Source organism: Streptomyces sp. NPDC045778 (assembly GCF_056431945.1).
The window spans coordinates 26,556-41,945 of sequence record NZ_JBWKJZ010000032.1; the positions used below are offsets into that span (position 1 = coordinate 26,556).

A 15,390-nucleotide genomic window follows, 5' to 3' on the forward strand; every position below is an offset into this window, starting at 1 on the left:
GGCCCGGCACCCTCCGTAGGGGGCCGGGCCTCAGTCGTGCGTACGCCGGGATCAGAGGCGCTCAGGCGTCCTGATGCCCAGGAGGGCCATGCCCTGCTGGAGGGTGCGGGCCGTGAGGTCGCAGAGGAACAGGCGGTTCTCGACCTGGGCCGGGGTGTCCGCCTTCAGGACCGGGCACTTGTCGTAGAACGTCGTGTACAGGGACGCCAGCTGGTAGAGGTACGCCGCCAGCTTGTGCGGGGCGTACTGGGCGGCGGCCTCGTAGACCGTGTCGCCGAACGCGTCCAGGTGCAGGCCGAGGCCGCGCTCCGCCGGGGCGAGTTCGAGGTCCGCGTGCGCGGCCGGAGCGGTGTCGCCCGCCTTGCGCAGGATCGACTGGATGCGGGCGTAGGCGTACTGGAGGTAGACGGAGGTGTCGCCGTTGAGCGAGACCATCTGGTCCAGGTCGAACTTGTAGTCGCGGCTCGGGGACGTGGACAGGTCCGCGTACTTCACCGCGCCGATGCCGACCTGCGCGGCCCGCTCCTGGATCTCGTCCTCGGTGAGGTCCCGCGCCTTCTCGCGCACGACCTCGGCGGCGCGCTGCACCGCCTCGTCGAGGAGGTCCTCCAGGCGCACGGTCTCGCCCTCGCGCGTCTTGAACGGCTTGCCGTCCGCGCCGAGCACCGTGCCGTAGCCCATGTTGTGCGCGGTGACGTCGTCGTTCAGCCAGCCGGCCCGCCGCGCGGTCTCGAAGACCATCCGGAAGTGCAGGGACTGGCGTACGTCCACGACGTACAGGAGCGTCGTCGCGTGCAGGCCGAAGACGCGGTCGCGGACCGCGGACAGGTCCGACGCCGCGTAGCCGAAGCCGCCGTCGGCCTTCTGCACGATCAGCGGGACCGGCTTGTCGTCCTTGCCCTTGATGTCGTCGAAGAAGACGACGAGCGCGCCCTCGGAGCGGACGGCGACGCCCGACTCCTCCAGCATCCGGGCCGTCTCGGCCATCATGTCGTTGTACGCGGACTCGCCGACGATCTCCTCGTCACGGATCCGCATGTCCAGCTTCTCGAAGACCGAGTAGAAGTAGACCTTCGACTCGTCCACGAACCGCTGCCACAGCTCCAGGGTCTCCTTGTCGCCGGACTGGAGGGCGACGACCCGCTTGCGGGCCCGCTCCTTGAAGTCCTCGTCGGCGTCGAAGACCGCGCGCGAGGCCTTGTAGACCCGGTTCAGATTCGACATGGCCTGGTCGCCGTCGGTGTCGGTCTCGGCCGACAGCTCGTCCGGGTTCTCGATCAGGTACTGGATGAGCATGCCGAACTGCGTGCCCCAGTCGCCGATGTGGTGCCGGCCGATCGTCCGCTCGCCGGTGAAGTCGAGCATGCCGCGCAGCGCGTCACCGATGACCGCCGAGCGGAGGTGGCCGACGTGCATCTCCTTCGCCACGTTCGGCTGGGCGTAGTCGATGACCGTGGTGCCCGGCTCGGCCTTCAGGGGCACGCCGAGGCGGTCGGCGTCGGCCGCGCGGGCCGCGAGGGTCTCGGTGATCGCCCGGTCCGTGACCGTGATGTTCAAGAAGCCCGGGCCCGAGACCTCGACGTCCTTCAGGAGTTCCGGGGCGTCGATGCCCTCGACGACCTGGGCCGCCAGGTCGCGCGGGTTGGCCTTCTGCTTCTTGGCGAGCGCGAGGATCCCGTTGGCCTGGAAGTCGGCCCTGTCACTGCGTCGCAGCAGCGGGTCGGCGGGGGCTGCCTCCGGCAGGGCTGCCGAGAGGGCGTCCGCGAGGCGCTGGTGGACGGAGGCGGTGAGGGACTGGACCGAGGCCATGGAGTGGGTGCCGTTCTCCTCGAGGGTGTGGGTAGACCTGGTCAGTATCCCATGGGGCGTCCAGCGGATTTCGCGGTCGCGACGGGGCCGCGGGCCCCTGCTCCACCGCAGGTGGGCGGGCGGAACGGAAAGGCGTTTTCGCGCTCGCGGGGCGACCTGGGAGAATGGTGCGGTCCAGCGGTACGCCCGTACGTACCGGCATCGAGGCAGGAAAAGAGGGGCGCCGATCGTGGCTCAGAGCACCGATACCACCGACTGGGTCTCCCGCTATGCGGACGAGGTCATCGCCGAGTCGGAGCGTCGTGCCGCGGGCGCGAAATCCGCCACCGCCGCACCGGTGATCGTGGTGGCCTCGGGCCTGTCCCCCTCCGGCCCCATCCACCTGGGCAATCTGCGCGAGGTCATGACCCCGCACCTGGTCGCCGACGAGATCCGCCGCCGCGGCCACGAGGTGCGGCACCTGATCTCCTGGGACGACTACGACCGCTACCGCAAGGTCCCGGCCGGCGTCCCGGGCGTCGACGAGTCCTGGGCGGAGCACATCGGCAAGCCCCTGACGTCCGTGCCCGCGCCCGCCGGGTCCGCGTACCCGAACTGGGCCGAGCACTTCAAGTCCGCGATGATCGACTCCCTGCGCGAGCTGGGCGTCGAGTTCGACGGGATCAGCCAGACCGAGCAGTACACCTCGGGCGTGTACCGCGAGCAGGTCCTGCACGCGATGAGGCACCGCGCCGACATCGACGCGATCCTCGACCAGTACCGCACGAAGAAGGACCCCGCCCAGGGCAAGAAGCAGGGCCAGAAGCAGGGCCAGAAGCCGGTCGACGAGGCCGAGCTGGAGGCCGCGGAGGGCTCCGGCGCCGCCGGCGAGGACGACGGCAGCGGCGGCTCCGCCGGGTACTTCCCGTACAAGCCCTACTGCGGGCAGTGCGAGAAGGACCTGACCACCGTCACCTCGTACGACGACGAGAGCACCGAGCTGGCCTACGTCTGCACGGCGTGCGGCTTCGGCGAGACCGTCCTGCTGAGCGAGTTCAACCGCGGCAAGCTCGTCTGGAAGGTCGACTGGCCGATGCGCTGGGCGTACGAGGGCGTCGTCTTCGAGCCCAGCGGCGTGGACCACTCGTCCCCCGGCTCCTCGTTCGTCGTCGGCGGGCAGATCGTCCGGCAGATCTTCGACGGCGTGCAGCCCATCGGCCCCATGTACGCCTTCGTGGGCATCTCCGGCATGGCCAAGATGTCGTCCTCGCGCGGCGGCGTGCCCACCCCGGCCGACGCCCTGAAGATCATGGAAGCGCCGCTCCTGCGCTGGCTGTACGCGCGCCGCAAGCCCAACCAGTCCTTCAAGATCGCCTTCGACCAGGAGATCCAGCGGCTCTACGACGAGTGGGACAAGCTGGAGGCCAAGGTCGCCGACGGCAGCGCGCTGCCCGCCGACGCCGCCGCCCACTCGCGCGCGGTGCGCACCGCCGCGGGTGAGCTGCCGCGCACGCCGCGGCCGCTGCCCTACCGCACGCTGGCCTCCGTCGCCGACATCACCGCGGGCGCCGAGGACCAGACCCTGCGGATCCTGGGCGACCTCGACCCGTCGGCGCCGCTCGCCTCCCTCGACGAGGTCCGGCCCCGGCTCGACCGCGCCGAGAACTGGATCACCACGCAGGTCCCCGCCGAGGCCCGCACGATCGTGCGCGCCGAGCCGGACACGGAGCTGCTCTCGTCCCTGGACGACGAGGCCCGTGACTCGCTCCGCCTCCTCCTGGAGGGCCTCGACTCGCACTGGTCCCTGGACGGTCTGACCCACCTCGTGTACGGCGTGCCGAAGGTGCGGGCCGGGTTCTCCGCGGACGCGACGGCCAAGGAGCTGCCGCCGGAGATCAAGGTCGCGCAGCGCACCTTCTTCGCCCTCCTCTACCGCCTCCTGGTCACCCGGGAGACCGGGCCGCGGCTGCCCACGCTGCTGCTCGCGGTGGGGGCGGAGCGGGTGCGCAAGCTCCTCGGAGCCTGACCTGGCCCCTGGGCCTTGAACCGGGGCCTCGGGCGGGCCCCGGTGCCACGGTTGCTCGGCGCCGGGGGCTGTGCCCACCCGTCCCGCCCTGCGGGACGATTGCCCACAGCGGGAGGGGGAGGGGCGGCGCTGCGGGCGGAGCCTGGTGTCGCGGGTGGGAGAGGGAACCCGTTCAGCCGCGCTCGGTCAGGCGATGTGTTCCTCGGCGTCCAGGTCCTGCTGGTAGCGGTCCCGGAAGCCGCGCAGGTAGGGGCGGAGCGTGCTCTCCGTGAGGGGGCCGCCCGCCTGGCCCGTGACCCCGTACAGGTCCATCAGGTACAGGCTGAACTGGCGGGCGTTGGGGTAGTCCCCCATCTCGCTCACGTACTTGCGGAAGGCGCTGAAGTACGCCTCCTCGCGCGTCATGTCGTCCGGAAGACCCGGCCCCCCGTCGACGGGCTCGACGGGCTCGGGCAGTTGCTCGGGCTCGTCGGCGGGCGCCTGCTCCGCGCGCGGGTTCGGGATCAGCCGGCCGTTCGCCTGGCCGTTCGCGAGCGGGCGGGTGCGGCCCGGACCCGACGGGACCCGGACCTCGGAAGCCTCCGGCTCCGCGGGACGGGCGTAGGGCCGCGCGCCCTCGAACGGCTCGTGGTCCTCGTAGGCCTGCTGCTCCTCGTAGGCCTGCTGCTCCTCGTACGCCACCTGCTCCTCGTGCCACTCGTCGTACGGGCCCTCCGGGTCGTACGGGAGCGGCGCCTCGCCCTGGGGGCGCTGCTGCTGCGGTGTCGCGAACCACGGGCTGCCGTGCTGGCCCGGCGCCCACTGCCCCTCAGGTCCTTCCGGACCCTCGACCCCCTCGGGCCGCCCCTGCGGCCGCGGCTCCGAGACCTGCTGCGGCTGCTGCGGCTGCTGGGGCTTCTGGAGGTCCACCGGCCGCTCGGGCACGACAGCGGGGGCCGGAGCCGGGGCCAGTTCCGGCTGCTGGGCGGCGGGCGCGGCGACGGGCACGGGGGCGGCCACGGGAGCCACGGGCGGCAGGACCGCCGGCTCGATGCCCGCGGCGGCGAGACCCGCGGGCGCGGTCTCCGCGAGCGGCACGCCGTAACGGGCGAGCCGCAGCGGCATCAGGGACTCCACCGGAGCCTTGCTGCGCCAGCGGCGGCCGAAGCGGGAGCGCAGCCGCGCCTGGTAGACGAGCCGCTCCTGCTCCAGCTTGATGACCTGGTCGTAACTGCGCAGCTCCCACAGCTTCATGCGGCGCCAGAGGAGGAAGGTGGGCAGCGGGGAGAGCAGCCAGCGCGTCATGCGCACGCCCTCCATGTGCTTGTCGGCCGTGATGTCGGCGATCCGGCCGACCGCGTGCCGCGCGGCCTCCACCGCCACCACGAAGAGCACCGGGATCACGGCGTGCATGCCCACGCCCAGCGGATCCGGCCACGCCGCCGCGCCGTTGAACGCGATCGTCGCCGCCGTCAGGAGCCACGCCGTCTGGCGGAGCAGCGGGAACGGAATGCGGATCCACGTCAGGAGCAGGTCGAGCGCGAGGAGCACACAGATGCCCGCGTCGATGCCGATGGGGAACACCACGGAGAAGGAGCCGAAGCCCTTCTTCTCGGCCAGCTCACGTACGGCCGCGTACGAACCGGCGAAGCCGATCCCGGCGATGACGAGCGCACCGAAGACCACGACCCCGATGAGTATCCGGTGCATGCGTGTCAGCTGCATCGCGGCCACCCGCGAACCCCTCCCTCTTTCCGGTTGTTGCGAGCGACAGCGTGGCACATGTGTGCGGCCGAGCGTGAGCCGGTACCGCTGGCCGGGGGCCCGGCACACCGCCCGGCCCCCGTGTCACAGGTCGTCAACAGCGCCAACCGAACGGGAAGTTCCGCTCTCTTGCAGCACGGACGGAAAGCCCGCGTCCGCCCCACCCGCCACCACCCGAGGAGACCGCCGCCATGCCCGAGACCACCCCTTCCAGGACCCGCACCCTCCGGCGCGGGGCCACGGGACTCGCCGTGGCCGGTACGGTCCTCGCCCTCGCCGCCCCGGCCTCCGCGACGGCCCCCGCGACGGCCCCCGCGGCCCGGGACACCGCCGCTGCGGCCGACCCGGTCTCCGTCCTGAAGTACACCGCGAAGGAGCGCAAGGACGCCCTCGCCTACTGGACGCCCGCCCGTATGACGGCGGTAGGCAAGTCCGTGGACCTCGGGCCGACCGGCCCGAAGGCCAAGCCGTGGCGGGGCAAGACCCTCAAGACCGTGGGGCGGCTCTTCTTCGTCAACGCGAGCGGCGCCGACACCTGGTGCACGGCCACGGCCGTGAAGAGCGCCAACCGCTCCGCCGTGATGACAGCGGCCCACTGCGTGCGCCGGGGCTCCTCGCCCTACAACACCAACACCGACATGGTGTTCGTCCCCGCCTACCACAAGGGCAAGGCGCCGTACGGGGCGTTCGCCGTCCGGCAGGCCGCGACCCCGCGCGGCTGGGAGACGGACTCCGTCAACGACATGGCCGCGCTGACCGTCGACGCCGGCAAGAACGGAAAGAAGCTCACCGACGCCGTGGGCGGCCAGGCCATCGCCTTCGACCGCCCGGTCGGCGGCACCGTCTCCGCCTTCGGTTACTCCGCCACCCGCCCGCAGCGCGGCGAGGAACTCCTGCGCTGCACCGGCACGGCGAAGAAGGAGCACGGCCAGCAGGCCATCTCCTGCGACATGAGCGGCGGTTCCAGCGGCGGCCCGTGGCTGGCCGGCTTCGACACCACCACGGGCAAGGGCGGCGTCCTGGTCTCGGTCAACAGCGCGCTCGACTCGCTGACGCCGACCAAGATGTACGGAGAGGTGTGGAAGGCCACGGCCAAGAAGGTCTACGACCGGGCCCAGGGCCGCTGACGACGTCAGGGAGCCCGGCAGCGCGCGGCGGCCGGGCTCCCTGACGTCGGTGTCGCTAGCTCTTAGCTCTTAGCTCTTGGGCTTGGCGCCGTCCAGGGCCGCGCCCTTGCCGTCGCCGCCCTTGTCGTCGCTCTTGGCGCCGCTGTCCTCGGCGTCGCTCTTCGCGCCGTCCTTCGCGTCGCCCTTGGCGTCGTCCTTCGACGTGTCCTTCGCGTCGCTCTTCGCGCCGTCCTTCGGCTTGTCCGAAGTCGCCGGGCCGCCCGCCTTGTTCGCCGCGACGACCGCCGCGGCGGCCTCCTTCGCGGCCTTCTGCGTGTCCTTGGCGAGGTCGGCGGCGTTCGGCTGCTTGTCGCCCGCGAGGCCCGCGCCGTTGTAGTCGACGGTGACGACGGCGTTCTCCACGCGCGTCACGAGGGTCTGCTGCTTGAACGTCTCCTTGCCCTTGGCCACGTCGTAGCTGACCAGCGTCGCCTGGTCGCCCGTGCCCGGCACCGGGGTGGTCTTCACGCTCTTCGCGCCCTTGACCGCCTGCGCGTCCGCGACCTGCTTGGCGAAGTTGACCTGCGCGCGCTTGGCGCCGCTGCCCAGGGACTGGTCGGACTCGAAGCGGTTCAGGGAGACCCGCAGCCAGCGGAACTGGGAGCCGTCGACGCCGTTGTCCTCGAGGCTCTCCCAGGTGCAGTTGCCGCGCGTCGACACATCGTCCGACGTGCCCGTCTTGCCCGTCTTGTCCTTCGCGGACGGGACGAGTTCGCCGAGCGTCTTCTTCGAGAGCGTCTTGCAGGGCTCGGGAAGCTTGCCGTACGCGGCCTTCTCGACGGTCGCGGCCTCGCCGCCGGAGCCCTTCGACGCCGAGGCGGAGGGCTTGCCCGCGGAGTCCTTCTTGCCGTCGTCCGAACCGGAGCCGGAGTCGTCGCCGCTGCATGCGGCGGCGAAGAGGATCACCGGTGCGGCGGCCGCGCCCACCAGAACGCGGGTGAGTCGCTGTCGCTGTCGCTGTGCGGGTCGGTGCATGGTTCCTTCACTCGTGTTCGCTCGGGGCGTCCGTGCCGGGTGCGTACGGGCCACTGGGTCCGTTGGGCCACCGTACGCGGTGAGCGACGCGGGTGACCCGGCTTCCCGGGAGCCCGGACCGGCATCGCGGACCCGTCAGCCGTTGATCCGGTCGGCGAGGTTTTCAGCCAGTTCGCGCGCGTTGTCCTGCATTTCCTTGGAGTCCGGGACCTCGGTGCGGCGGGCGGGCTGCTCGTCGTACTCGACGGTGACCACGACGTTCGACGTGCGGAACACCACAGTCACGGTCCGGTGGCGGCTCGCCGACGACGCGGTGCTGAGCACGTCCGCGACGAACGCCTCGTCGCCGAGGTCGTCGAGCGTGCGGGACTCCAGGCCCTCGGGGGTGGCGTCGGCATCGCCGGTCTCCGTGGGCCCGGCCCCGTTCCCCTTCCTGACCTCGGCGGACGTGCCGCCCTGCGGCTTGGCGGCGACCTGCGAGCCCTCGGCCCCCGCGGAGCCCTTGGACTCCTTGGCGGGACCCTCGGAGCCATCGGAGCCATCGGAGCCGTCGGAGCCGTCGGAGCCGTCGGAGCCGTCGGGCCCCTCGGAGCCGGACGGGGACGGGGACTGCTCGCCGGACCCCGACGCCGCCGGCTCCGGGACGTCCGCCTCGCGGAGCTTGGTCCGGTAGACCTCCTGCGCGCGGGCGTCGTCGCTCACCGTGCTGTCGTACGAGACGACGCGCTCGAAGTCGACGAGCAGGTGGTGCGTGGCGTCGGGCGACTCCACCTTCCAGCGGCAGCCCACGCGCCGGTCGTTGTCGTACGTGACCGTGGGGGAGCCCTCGTACGCCTTCTCGCGCTGCTGGGCGTCCTCGATCTCCTCGATGCCGGGCAGCATCGCGCCGAGCGTCGAGCTGTCGACCGCGCCGCAGGGCTCGGGCAGGGTGCGGTACTTGCCGGGCTCGGCGGCCGTCGTCGTACTTCCCGTCTCGCCGGACTTGCCGTCGCCGCCGTCGTCGTGGCCCGAGTCGCCGGTGCAGCCGGCGAGCAGCGCCACGAGAAGGGCCGCGGCACCCGGTACATAGAGCTTCCTCCGCTGCACCGTGCTGGCTCCTCTCGGTCCTGTCCGGTCCGTCCGGCCTGGTTATTGGGTTGCCGCCGGCGGGCGGCCGGTGGACACAATGTGTATCGCACGCGCTGCCGTGGACGCCGGTCCGTTTTCCCATTCGTCGACCTTGGCGCCGGTATTTGCGCTCCAGTGCTTTTGCTTTGGTTACGGGGGAATGAGGACGGTATGTCGTACGTAGAGGTTCCGGGCGCGCAGGTGCCCATCCGGATGTGGGCCGACCCCGGCACGGTCGAGGACGTCGCGATGCAGCAGCTGCGGAACGTGGCCACGCTGCCGTGGATCAAGGGCCTCGCCGTCATGCCGGACGTCCACTTCGGCAAGGGGGCGACGGTCGGCTCCGTGATCGCCATGAAGGACGCGGTGTGCCCGGCGGCGGTCGGCGTCGACATCGGCTGCGGCATGTCCGCCGTCCGCACGTCCCTCACGGCGAACGACCTCCCCGGCGACCTGTCCCGCCTCCGCTCGAAGATCGAGCAGGCGATCCCGGTGGGCCGGGGGATGCACGACTCCCCCGTGGACCCGGGGGGCTTCCACGGCTTCGCCACGGCGGGGTGGGAGGGGTTCTGGGGGCGGTTCGAGGGGGTTGCCGAAACGGTCAAATTCCGTCAGGAGCGTGCCACAAAGCAGATGGGAACGCTCGGAAGCGGGAACCACTTTGTCGAAGTCTGTGTAGACGAGTCGGGTTCTGTGTGGCTGATGCTGCACTCCGGCTCCCGCAACATCGGCAAGGAGCTGGCCGACCACCACATCGGCGTGGCCCGCGACCTGCCGCACAACCAGGGCCTGGTGGACCGCGACCTGGCCGTCTTCGTGGCGGACACCCCGCAGATGGCGGCCTACCGCAACGACCTCTTCTGGGCCCAGGAGTACGCGAAGTACAACCGCGCGATCATGATGGCGCTCCTGAAGGACGTGGTCCGCAAGGAGTTCAAGAAGGCCAAGCCGACGTTCGAGCAGGAGATCTCCTGCCACCACAACTACGTGTCCGAGGAGCGGTACGACGGCATGGACCTGCTCGTCACCCGCAAGGGTGCGATCCGCGCGGGCTCCGGCGACTACGGCATCATCCCGGGCTCCATGGGCACCGGCTCGTACATCGTGAAGGGCCTCGGCAACGAGGCGTCGTTCAACTCGGCCTCGCACGGCGCGGGTCGCAGGATGAGCCGGAACGCCGCGAAGAAGCGCTTCTCGACGCAGGACCTGGAGGAGCAGACGCGGGGCGTGGAGTGCCGCAAGGACTCCGGCGTCGTGGACGAGATCCCCGGCGCGTACAAGCCGATCGAGCAGGTCATGAACCAGCAGACCGACCTGGTCGAGGTGGTGGCGAAGCTCAAGCAGGTGGTGTGCGTGAAGGGCTGACGCCCCCCCTCCGCGCCCAGGCCTACTTCGCGTGGGAGACCGCGTAGATCATCACGAAGGCCACGATGTGGATGCCGAAGAGGAAGTACGCGAGGTACCACCACACCATGCGTTCGTTCTTCTTCTCCTGCTGGAGGCGGCGGGACTCCTGTTCGTAGCGGAGCCGGTCGAGGGGGTCCGGGGAGTCGGGGGAGCCGCCGGGGGTGCCGGGGTCGTCGGCGGCGTAGGTCACGGCTGTTCCCGGTGGACCTTCGTGTTGGAGGCCTGGGCGCGGGGGCGGACCACCAGGAGGTCGACGTTCACGTGGGGCGGCCGGGTGACCGCCCAGGTGATCGTGTCGGCGACGTCCTCGGCGGTCAGGGGCTCGGCCACGCCCGCGTAGACCTTGGCGGCCTTCTCCGCGTCGCCGCCGAAGCGGGTCAGGGCGAAGCCCTCCGTCCTGACCATGCCGGGGGCGATCTCGATGACGCGGACGGGGGTGCCGACGATCTCCAGGCGGAGGGTCTCCGCGAGGACGTGGGCGCCGTGCTTGGCGGCCACGTAGCCCGCGCCGCCCTCGTAGGTGGCGTGGCCCGCCGTGGAGGAGACGACGACCACCGTGCCGTCGCCGCTCGCGGTGAGGGCGGGCAGCAGGGCCTGGGTGACGTTCAGGGTGCCGATGACGTTCGTCTCGTACATCTGGCGCCAGTCGGCCGGGTCGCCGGTGGCGACGGGGTCGGCGCCGAGGGCCCCGCCCGCGTTGTTCACCAGGACGGCGATCCGCTGGAAGGCCGTGGCGAAGGTGTCGACGGCCGCGCGGTCGGTGACGTCGAGCCCGTACGCCACCGCGCTGTGGCCCGCTCGCGTCAGCTCCTCCGCGAGCGCCTCGACGCGGTCCTTGCGGCGGGCCGTCAGGACGACGCGGTACCCGGCCTCGGCGAGGCCGCGTGCCGTCGCGGCGCCGATGCCGCCGCTGGCGCCGGTGACGACGGCGATGCCGGGCTTGCGGGAGGTGTCGGCGTGCGGCGTGGACGGCATGGGGGCTGCTCCCTCGGGTACGGGGCTCGTACGGGCGTTCTCGCTCCGGCAGCCAGAATAGGCCTGGTGCCTCACTCGCCTCGCGGCGCGTACATGATCAGGGCCATGCCCGCGAGGCACACGAGGGCGCCGATGACGTCCCACCGGTCGGGCCGGTAGCCGTCCGCGACCGCGCCCCAGGCGAGCGACCCCGCCACGAAGACCCCGCCGTACGCCGCCAGGATGCGCCCGAACTCGGCGTCGGGCTGGAGCGTCGCGACGAAGCCGTAGAGCCCGAGGGCGAGGACGCCCGCGCCGATCCACACCCAGCCCCGGTGCTCCCGCACGCCTTGCCAGACGAGCCAGGCGCCGCCGATCTCGAAGAGGGCGGCGACGGCGAAGAGAGCGGCGGAGCGTGCGACGAGCATGGCGGACAGGGTGTCACGGCGGGCGGTGTCAGCCGGTGCGCGGCTCGGGCGCCGGGCCGCCGGTCAGGTCGAGCGCCCAGTCGTTGCACCGGCTCCAGCGGCCCTTCGGGTACTCGAAGTCGCCCGCGCCCACGAGGGTGAAGCCGGCCTTGCGACAGACCGCGTTCGACGGGGCGTTCGTCGCGGCGGGGAAGGCGTGGAGGGAGTCGTGCCGGCCGGCCGCGCGGGCCTCCTGGACGGCCAGGCGGGTCGCGGCGACGGCGAGGCCGCGGCCCTGGAACTCCGGCAGGACGCCCCAGCCGGTCTCCCAGATCGTCCGGCCCGCGTGGATCGCCTCCCAGTAGCCGACGAGTCCGGCGGCCTCGCCCGTCTCCCCCGTCACGATCTTGAACATCCGGCCCGTGCCGCCGAGGTTCAGATATCTGTGGTGGCGGTCGCGCAGCCGCTCGTCCGGCTCCGGGCCGCCCAGATGCGCGGTCATCTCCGGGGTGTTGTGCCGCACGAGCTGCGGGAAGTCGCCCTGGCCGTAGGGGACGAGGTGGACCGGTGCCGGCTGTGCCGAGGTGGGGGTGCGCGCCATGTCCTCACGGTAGGCGCAGGGTCTGACAATCCGGCCTGAGCTGGGCGTTCGTGCCGCTAGCGGCTCGCGTACGCCGTCGGCGGGACACCCACGGTCGCGGTGAAGTCCCGTACGAGATGGGCCTGGTCGGCGTACCCGAGGTCGGCGGCGAGGCCCGCCCAGTCCACGGCGGCCTCGGTCCCGGCCCGCTCCAGGGCCTCGTGGACGCGGTACCGCAGGATGACCCACTTGGGCCCGACCCCGACGTACGTCGCGAAGAGGCGCTGGAGCGCCTGGACCGAGACGCCCTCGGCGCGCGCGAAGGCGCTGACGCGCCGGACGGCGCGGTCGGCGCGGACGCGGTCCGCCAGGGCCATGGCGTGGTCCGCCTGCGGGTCGGGCACGGGCCCGAGCCGCGTCAGGAAGGCGTCGAACGCGGCCACGCGCGCGTGCTCGTCCTCGGGCCCCGTCACGTCCCGCGCCGCGTGTTCCGGTACGGCGTCGAAGACGTGCCCGAGGGGCAGCTGTCGCCCGGTCAGCTCCGCCACCGGGTGATCCGGCGCGAACGGCCTGAAGCCGCCGGGCCGGAACCGCGCCCCGCACATCCGGCCGCGCCCTTCGAGCTTCTTGCCGGACAGGCCGAGCCCGACGCCCGCCACCTCGCCGAAGGCCTCGCCCGCCGCCGAGCGCTGGAAGACGACGTTCACACAGGGGTGCGGCACCACGTGTGACACGTACGGTTCGGGCAGGTCCCAGTCGATCAGCCAGTAGTGGTCCAGGTAGGGGCGCAGCGGCGGCGCGGGCGCGTGGCGCCGGAACCGGACGTGCCGCATGGGGTCGGCGGCCTCGACGGTGCCCCGGGTCGCACGGCGGGGGCTCTGAGCTGGCATGCCGGGATCGTATGCGCGGGGCCCGGCGGAGCCCGGGAGCGGCGGCCCCGCGCGTGGGGTGTCGCACTGCCAGGGTCGCCCACGCGCGGAGGCGGTGGGATCTCGCGTGGCTCAAGTAACCGGATTTCACCGGGCGTTCGCACGCGGGATGACCAGCGCCAGTCTTCCGCTGGCGTGCCATTGCAGCCACCATGGAAGCGGATTCTGAGTCGCGGAAGCGTTACGTCAGGGGGAACCACGGTATGGCGGAGTCTGCGAAGGACTTCTGTTCCGACTTGGTCGACCTCTCCGGGATCTCCTTCGCGGAGTTGCAAGCGAGTGACGACCCATTGCTGCGGCGGGCCCTGCGTTGCGCCGGGCACCGGGCGAGCGCGGTCCTGGGCACCCTTGAGCAGACCAACAGCGAGGAGATGAGACTGCTGCGCGGGGCGAGGCAGCGGTCGCGGTGACCGCCCCGCGGCTCGACCTCCACCGGCTTTCCGAGAAGTCGCTCAGGTCCATCGCCGCGGGTGAGGCCGGCACCGCCGAGCTGCGGCTGCTGTGCGCGGCCCAGCGCAGCCAGCTGCTGCTCGTGCTGCGGGCGCTGCTCGACCACGGCGACGGCTCGCCGGGCCGGTCGGCGAGGGCGGTGGGGCCGGTGCGGGCGCCAGGGTCGGCGAGGTCGGCCTGGGAGGTGCTCGCCGCCGTCGAGGAGCGGGACGCCGGTGCCGTGGACGCGGTGCTCGCCGACCCGTCGGTGATGGCATGGGCCCTGCGGCTGCTGCGCCGCGTCGGTTCGGGCGCCGAGGCCGTGCCGACGGCCGCCGCGGCGCCGCTGTGGGCGGATCTCGGCCAGTTCGCGAGCCTGGCCGCGGCGGCGGCCCTGCGTGCCGGCGTTCCGGTCTCCTTACGGGTGCCCGCGTTCCGGGGCCTGGTCTGGGTGCCGGGCGCGGGGGTCGTGGGGCCGGTGTCCCGGCGCCGCTGGAGCGAGGCCGCGTTCGCCGTCACCGGGGCGGGCGGGGCGGTGGTGCACGGCGAGGACGCCCGGGTGCGCCTGCCCGGGGCCCTGGAGGAGCCCGCCCCGGGCTGGCGGCCGCTGATCGGCCTGTGCGGGCCGGCGGAGCCCGCGCGCGGGGATGCCCCGGCCGGCACGCTGCGCCTGGACGCGGTCAGCCCCTACCGCGACTTCGATGTGTCCCCGCGCGCCCCGGCGCGGCTCGGGGAGCGGCGGGTGCGGCTGTGGCGGGAGCGGATGCGGGGCGCGTGCGGTCTCCTCGCGCGGGAGTCGGCGCCGGACGCGGCGGCCCTCGCGGCGCTGGTGCGCGTGGTGGTGCCGCGGGCGTTCCCGACGTCGGCGGGCGGCCTGGTGGCCAGCGCGTCGTCGCCGGAGGCCTTCGGCGCGGTCGCCCTCTCGCTGCCGTACGACGAGCCGCAGACGGCGGCCGTACTCGTGCACGAGACGCGGCACCAGCAGCTGACGGCGCTGCTGAGCCTGGTCCGGCTGGTACGGCCGCCCGCAGCGGGGTCCGTGCAGCCCGTGGAGCGGCTCTATTACGCGCCGTGGCGCGGCGATCCGCGCCCCGCGCGCGGTGTTCTGCACGGCGTGTACGCGTTCGCCGGTGTGGCGCGTTTCTGGCGCGCGTGCCGGGAGGCCGCGGACGGGGCGGGGGCGCGGCGCGCGGACTTCGAGTTCGCGGTCTTCCGCGAGCAGGTGCGGGAGGCGGTCGTGGCGCTGCTCGAGGGTGATGACCTGACCGAGGCGGGCCGGGTGTTCGTCGAGGAGGTCGCGGCCCCGGTGGAGAGGTGGCGGAAGGAGGACGTGCGGGCGGAGCCCGCGCGGCTCGCCGCGCACTACTGCGCCTTGAGCCGCGCCCTGTGGCGGGCCCGGCACCGGGCTGTCGGCGAGGCGTGGGCGGCGCGGGCCGCGCGGGAGTGGGCGGCGGGACGCCCGGCCCCGCCGCCGCCCGCCCCGGTGCTCGCGCCGAGCGAGGAGGCGCACCGTACGCCCGTGTTCGGCACGCTGGCGCGGCTTTCGCTCTCGGCGCCGGGCGTGTTCGCCCGCCGTGCGCGGCGCGCGGAGGCCGCGGGGGACGCGGCGCTCGCCGCCGCCTGCGCGGTGGTCTCCGGGGACGGCGCGGCGGCCGCGCGCGGGTACGAGCGGTGCGCGGCGGCGGACCCGGGCGACGCCGAGGCGTGGCTCGGCGTCGCGCTGGTGCGGCGTGGGGAGTCGCGTGCGGCGGCGCTGTTGCTCGACCGCCCGGAGACCGTGTTCGCGGTCCACCGGGCGGTCGCCAGGGCGGCGGACCCGATGGAGCTGGCCGCCTGGTTCGCCGCGGGCCAGGCCTCCGGGGCCTGCCCCTAGGCCGTG

Annotated in this window: 14 protein-coding genes; 5 read left to right on the plus strand and 9 right to left on the minus strand. The window is 72.9% G+C overall.

The window, feature by feature from the left end; genetic code table 11:
* Positions 1-51 precede the first annotated feature (51 nt).
* Positions 52-1,809 carry an arginine--tRNA ligase gene (gene argS, locus AC07GB_RS31620; protein ID WP_478851446.1) on the minus strand — a complete coding sequence of 586 codons (1,758 nt, stop codon included), beginning with the start codon at positions 1,807-1,809 and terminating at the stop codon, positions 52-54.
* 229 nt (positions 1,810-2,038) lie between these two features.
* On the opposite strand from argS, the gene lysS reads away from it, so the two are divergent.
* Positions 2,039-3,814 carry a lysine--tRNA ligase gene (gene lysS, locus AC07GB_RS31625; RefSeq protein ID WP_478851448.1) on the plus strand — a complete coding sequence of 592 codons (1,776 nt, stop codon included), beginning with the start codon at positions 2,039-2,041 and terminating at the stop codon, positions 3,812-3,814.
* Between the two features lie 186 nt (positions 3,815-4,000).
* On the opposite strand, the gene AC07GB_RS31630 is transcribed toward lysS, so the two are convergent.
* Positions 4,001-5,518, minus strand: a complete 1,518-nt coding sequence (locus tag AC07GB_RS31630; protein WP_478851450.1) for a DUF2637 domain-containing protein — start codon at positions 5,516-5,518, stop codon at positions 4,001-4,003.
* 230 nt (positions 5,519-5,748) lie between these two features.
* Here AC07GB_RS31630 and AC07GB_RS31635 point away from each other — a divergent pair, with 230 nt between their 5' ends.
* Complete coding sequence (locus AC07GB_RS31635) at positions 5,749-6,684, plus strand: trypsin-like serine peptidase (protein ID WP_478851452.1); 936 nt, start codon at positions 5,749-5,751, stop codon at positions 6,682-6,684.
* Positions 6,685-6,753: 69 nt separating this feature from the next.
* Here AC07GB_RS31635 and AC07GB_RS31640 read toward each other — a convergent pair whose 3' ends face one another.
* Both AC07GB_RS31640 and AC07GB_RS31645 read right to left on the minus strand, forming a co-directional pair.
* The gene (locus tag AC07GB_RS31640) at positions 6,754-7,698 is read right to left on the minus strand and encodes a DUF3558 domain-containing protein (RefSeq protein WP_478851454.1); all 945 of its coding nucleotides are present in this window, start codon (positions 7,696-7,698) and stop codon (positions 6,754-6,756) included.
* Between the two features lie 135 nt (positions 7,699-7,833).
* Positions 7,834-8,784 carry a DUF3558 domain-containing protein gene (locus AC07GB_RS31645; RefSeq protein WP_478851456.1) on the minus strand — a complete coding sequence of 317 codons (951 nt, stop codon included), beginning with the start codon at positions 8,782-8,784 and terminating at the stop codon, positions 7,834-7,836.
* Positions 8,785-8,976: 192 nt separating this feature from the next.
* On the opposite strand from AC07GB_RS31645, the gene AC07GB_RS31650 reads away from it, so the two are divergent.
* Positions 8,977-10,170 carry an RtcB family protein gene (locus tag AC07GB_RS31650; RefSeq protein WP_478851458.1) on the plus strand — a complete coding sequence of 398 codons (1,194 nt, stop codon included), beginning with the start codon at positions 8,977-8,979 and terminating at the stop codon, positions 10,168-10,170.
* A 22-nt stretch (positions 10,171-10,192) separates the two neighbouring features.
* Here the strand turns inward: AC07GB_RS31650 and AC07GB_RS31655 are convergent, their stop codons facing one another.
* The 5 genes from AC07GB_RS31655 to AC07GB_RS31675 form a co-directional block, all read right to left on the minus strand.
* Positions 10,193-10,402 (minus strand): hypothetical protein, encoded by a 210-nt coding sequence (locus tag AC07GB_RS31655; RefSeq protein WP_478851460.1) that lies wholly within the window; start codon positions 10,400-10,402, stop codon positions 10,193-10,195.
* On the minus strand, positions 10,399-11,187 hold the full coding sequence (locus AC07GB_RS31660; protein WP_478851462.1) for an SDR family NAD(P)-dependent oxidoreductase: 789 nt from the start codon (positions 11,185-11,187) through the stop codon (positions 10,399-10,401). The genes AC07GB_RS31655 and AC07GB_RS31660 overlap by 4 nt, the downstream gene beginning before the upstream one ends.
* A 71-nt stretch (positions 11,188-11,258) precedes the next feature.
* Positions 11,259-11,594, minus strand: coding sequence for a YnfA family protein (locus tag AC07GB_RS31665; RefSeq protein WP_144320309.1), 336 nt, complete (start codon positions 11,592-11,594; stop codon positions 11,259-11,261).
* 28 nt (positions 11,595-11,622) lie between these two features.
* The gene (locus AC07GB_RS31670; RefSeq protein ID WP_478851464.1) at positions 11,623-12,174 is read right to left on the minus strand and encodes a GNAT family N-acetyltransferase; all 552 of its coding nucleotides are present in this window, start codon (positions 12,172-12,174) and stop codon (positions 11,623-11,625) included.
* Between the two features lie 56 nt (positions 12,175-12,230).
* Positions 12,231-13,043 carry a DUF6597 domain-containing transcriptional factor gene (locus AC07GB_RS31675; RefSeq protein WP_478851466.1) on the minus strand — a complete coding sequence of 271 codons (813 nt, stop codon included), beginning with the start codon at positions 13,041-13,043 and terminating at the stop codon, positions 12,231-12,233.
* Positions 13,044-13,285: 242 nt separating this feature from the next.
* On the opposite strand from AC07GB_RS31675, the gene AC07GB_RS31680 reads away from it, so the two are divergent.
* A complete protein-coding gene (locus AC07GB_RS31680) occupies positions 13,286-13,492 on the plus strand; it encodes a hypothetical protein (protein ID WP_478851468.1) in 207 nt (68 codons plus the stop codon).
* Complete coding sequence (locus AC07GB_RS31685; RefSeq protein WP_478851470.1) at positions 13,489-15,384, plus strand: aKG-HExxH-type peptide beta-hydroxylase; 1,896 nt, start codon at positions 13,489-13,491, stop codon at positions 15,382-15,384. Before AC07GB_RS31680 ends, AC07GB_RS31685 begins: the two co-directional genes overlap by 4 nt.
* Positions 15,385-15,390: the final 6 nt, after the last annotated feature.